This is a genomic window from Roseovarius sp. D22-M7 (assembly GCF_037083785.1).
In the GTDB taxonomy this organism is placed as follows: Bacteria; Pseudomonadota; Alphaproteobacteria; order Rhodobacterales; family Rhodobacteraceae; genus Roseovarius.
Genome location: NZ_JBAPKY010000120.1, coordinates 1 through 3,838, shown reverse-complemented (window position 1 = coordinate 3,838; position 3,838 = coordinate 1). Strand labels below are relative to the sequence as shown.

Annotated in this window: 2 protein-coding genes; both read left to right on the top strand. The window is 61.6% G+C overall.

All coding sequences use genetic code 11. The features are described from left to right. Positions 1 to 1,091: 1,091 nt before the first annotated feature. Positions 1,092 to 2,492, top strand: coding sequence for a fused MFS/spermidine synthase (locus V8324_RS21280; protein WP_336421897.1), 1,401 nt, complete (start codon positions 1,092 to 1,094; stop codon positions 2,490 to 2,492). Between the two features lie 372 nt (positions 2,493 to 2,864). Next, on the top strand, positions 2,865 to 3,161 hold the full coding sequence (locus tag V8324_RS21275) for a transposase (RefSeq protein ID WP_336421896.1): 297 nt from the start codon (positions 2,865 to 2,867) through the stop codon (positions 3,159 to 3,161). Positions 3,162 to 3,838: the final 677 nt, after the last annotated feature.

The window sequence follows — 3,838 nt, the reverse complement described above, 5'->3', positions numbered from 1 at the left end:
GTGCATGAACGCACGGATGCTAACGTGGCAGGTGGGTCAGTTTTAGATGATCATAACCCACCCAGGTGGGTCACTTTTGCATGCCGATTCACAGGTCAGACCCAAAGACCTTGCGGCTGTAGCGCCACGCGCCGCATCCTCGCCTTGAGAAGTCCTTGCTGACAATATGGCGGAAGATGCGGTGCTCGCCGCGACCCGGGGCAACAGCACTGCCAACGACACACGGAAAATGGTGGATCTGGCCCTGGAGACGCCGGGCAAGACGCTGAAGCCATAGCTGCGGAATCTCCGCACGATATGCGTCCGCGTGGCGGATCCGCAGATCCCTTCCGCCAAGTGAGGCACTCCTCACGCCTCTCACCGCCGCAAAATACTGTATTCTCTACAAATTTCCGCGCCAATTGAGAACGGGACCTTTCTATCCGCATGGGGTGGAACACATCCAGTCTCAACAATTTCCGTGTGCCGCTTCAACCGCCGACAACCGCCGCTCCCACCGGGGCAAACGCTCAACATTCCAGTGTGTGCACAAGAGAAGGTGGGCGGAACAAGAATTTGAAGGGAAGATCAGGGCCCAGCCCTTTGCATTTCGTTGTGCAGATGTTTGATGCCAAGGCCCGGAGCGCGATGTCCTCTCTGAGCCCAAACTACCCACAGTGATGATCGAGAGTTTCGTCGTTGCAGCTCATGCGGGCTCCACGTGGACTGTCCGGACCGAACCTTGATCCCGCCTTCAAGGTGCTGCAGTCGTAGCCTGTTTTTCTGACATTCGTTGCGCACGCGATCTTCTGCGCTGGATGGGCGCACACACCGCGGAAACGTTGCCAGAGAACACGGCGTTTTTCTATTCCGCCCGACCTGCCCCCTGAGAGCTTCTCATTCGTGACGAGACCTTGCAGGTAGGCGCCATGCCCATCTGCGCGCTGGAAAAACCTCTCGGTCCTCCCGTTTCCGGAAAACATGATTTGTGCGAAAAGCCTGCTACTTCGTGGGGCCGTGCCGGGGCAGTACAGTTCTGCTGCCCCTGAAACGACAAGGAGACTACCATCCGCTTTTCGGTCACCATCGCCCTCATCCTCGTGCTGTCGGCCGTGGGGTTGACCTACGAGATCGCCGCGGGCCGCGTGCTCGCGCCCTTCTTTGGCACCTCGCTGCTGACCTGGACGACCGTGATCGCGACGGTTCTGGGCGGGTTTTCCCTGGGCAGCGCCATCGGGGGGATCGTGGCGGAACGACCGCGCGCCGCAGCCCTGCGCACCGTCCGCGGCGCGCTTGTCGCGACGGCGGTCCTGATGGCCGTGTCGCCCACCCTGCTCGGCCTCGTGCACGCCTGGGGCGCGCGCGGCACGGGTGGCATGATGCTCAGCGTGATCCTCGTGTTCTTTCCGGCGTCCGTCTGTGTGACCCTGCCATCGCCGCTGCTTGCGAAACTCGCGATCGAGGCGCGGCCGGGCCGGGAGGGATCGTCGCTGGGCTTCGTGCTGGCTGCGGGGTCGGTCGGGGCGATCTTCGGGGCGATCCTCGCCGGGTTCGTGACCCTGCCGCTGATCGGCTCGACGGCGACCTTCGCGGCCTGCGGGGCCGTGGCGCTGCTCTGCCTGCCCCTCATACGCGGCGGCCATAAGGGGAACCCCGGCGTGACCCTCGCGGCCGCGGGGTTCGTTGCCTTTGCGGGCCTCGCCGGATCTCCGGCCTGCCAGTACGAATCCGGCCTGTCCTGCCTGCATGTCGTCCAGCGGGGCGCGGAGGTGCGGCTCGTCTCGGACGGGACAGTGCAAGCCGCCGAGCGGGTCATGGCGGCCGAGGCCGACGGTCGGACGGTCGCGCTTGTCTTGAGCTATACCCAGTGGCTCTGGGCACGGCTGGACTGCGATCTGGGACCCAAGGCCTCGGTTCTGTTCGTCGGCGGCGGCGGGTACACGCTGCCGACAAAGCTGCTCGCCTCGCGGCCCGAGGCCCGGGCGGTGGCCGTCGAGATCGACCCTCTGGTGACGAAGGTGGTGCGCAAGCACATGCCGGGCGCCGCGGACATGATCGCGCAGACCGGCTATCACCCGTCCGAAGATGAAGGCGCCGACGGTCGGCTCGGCATCGTTCATGCGGACGGGCGGGTCTTCCTGAACGAAATGGATCAACGGTTTGATGCCGCCGTGATGGATGCGTTCTCTTCCGGCTCGGTTCCGGCGCATCTGGTCACGCGCGAGACCTTCGCCCGCCTGCGGGAGGTCACCGATGGGCCCGTCTATGTGAACCTTCTGGATACCCCCGACGGCCCCCTCGCGCGCGGCGTCCACGCGATCCTGCGCGAGCTTTATCCGCATGTCAGGGCCGTTCAGGGTGGCGTGAACGCGCGAGGGCGAACCAATATCCTCTTTGCGGCATCACTCCGGCCGCTTGAACTTCTGGACAGTTTGCCAGACGGCTATGACCCCACGCAAATCTCCGACGCGCGCGCCTTCACCGATGATCGCGGCTGGATCGGGCATCGGTAAATCTGACGCGCTGCCCGGTGCTTTCGGCCCACAACGGCCGTTCATCGGTGTGACCGATGCCGCGCTGCAACGTCACCAAACCGGCCATTCGTGCATCGTGAAGCATTTTCGAACGTAGGACGTCGGCAGGGCGGACCTTTCGACTGTTCGCTGCGGGTACGCCTTCATCGACGCAGCAGATGAGTTCCAGACGCTTGCGAATGGCGATCACCTGCAAGAGCGCGTGGTCGGCGTCGCCCGGGCCGCCTCCACGCTTCATACCGCCCGCGACGAATCCCTCGGCGCGGCGGACACGCGCTCGGGGGTGACGTTCAACGCTGATGAAGGAAGAGTTGCAGGACCTCTTCGCCCCAGTTCGACAGCAAGGCCGAGGTGGCGGAGCTCCTGACCGCGCGGCTCACATGGGCGAAGCGATCCCACGAGGCACCGTGCCGCAAGCTCGCCAGAACGCTTCAAGCGCACTGGGACAGGATCCTGAAAAGGTTCGACAGCCGGCCAACCAATGGCGCTGTCGAAGCCATCAACGGCACGATCCAGGCGGTCAAGGCCCGGGCCCGCGGCTATCCCACGACACGGAACTTAATCAACCTGGCGTACCTCGTCGCCGGCCGGCTCAAGCACCTCCCCGCATCGCCCTACGACATAACATCTCGTGTGGTCGCGACCTGAACCGGGACCTGCAAACCCGCACAATCCGCGAAGAAGCCAAAATGGTTTAACAGGGACTCAACAGACTTTCACGCCACCTGCTGGCACAAAACCACTTTAGATTGCAGTTTTGCGCGCCAACTCTCGGATGGCATTGTATGATGGGATTTCCATATTTGATAATAAATCAATGAGGTAGAACAAAATTTAGAACTTTGCAGAAGTACGGCAAAAAAACAACTTGACTTGAGAGAGCGTGATCCACGAAGTTTGTTAACAAAGGTTAACACGTGAGGGGATCTTTCAGTACAAGATTCAGGCGATACCTTCAGTGTAAGCACGCGCTTAAATAGGCGTGCTCCATCCCGATCCGCGATCAGTGATCAGTCACGGTACGAAGTATACAATAAAAAGTTGTGCGGCAATCATCGGTTTTTTGACGCACGTCATGGAAGTTTTAGTTGGATCCTTTTTTTGGGTTCGCAGGCACCACCTCGGAAGAGGTAAAGGCAACGCACTTCAGTATTATCTGAACGGAGAATTTTCATGGAACCGGAAATTTCTTTTGAAGTAATTGACGGCGTTGAAGCGGATGGCATCCAGTTCGTCCTGACGCTGTCGGGGCCGGCGCCGGCGGAGGTGACGGTCGGCTACCGGACGATCTCCGGCACGGCGCTGGAGGGCCCCGACATCACGTC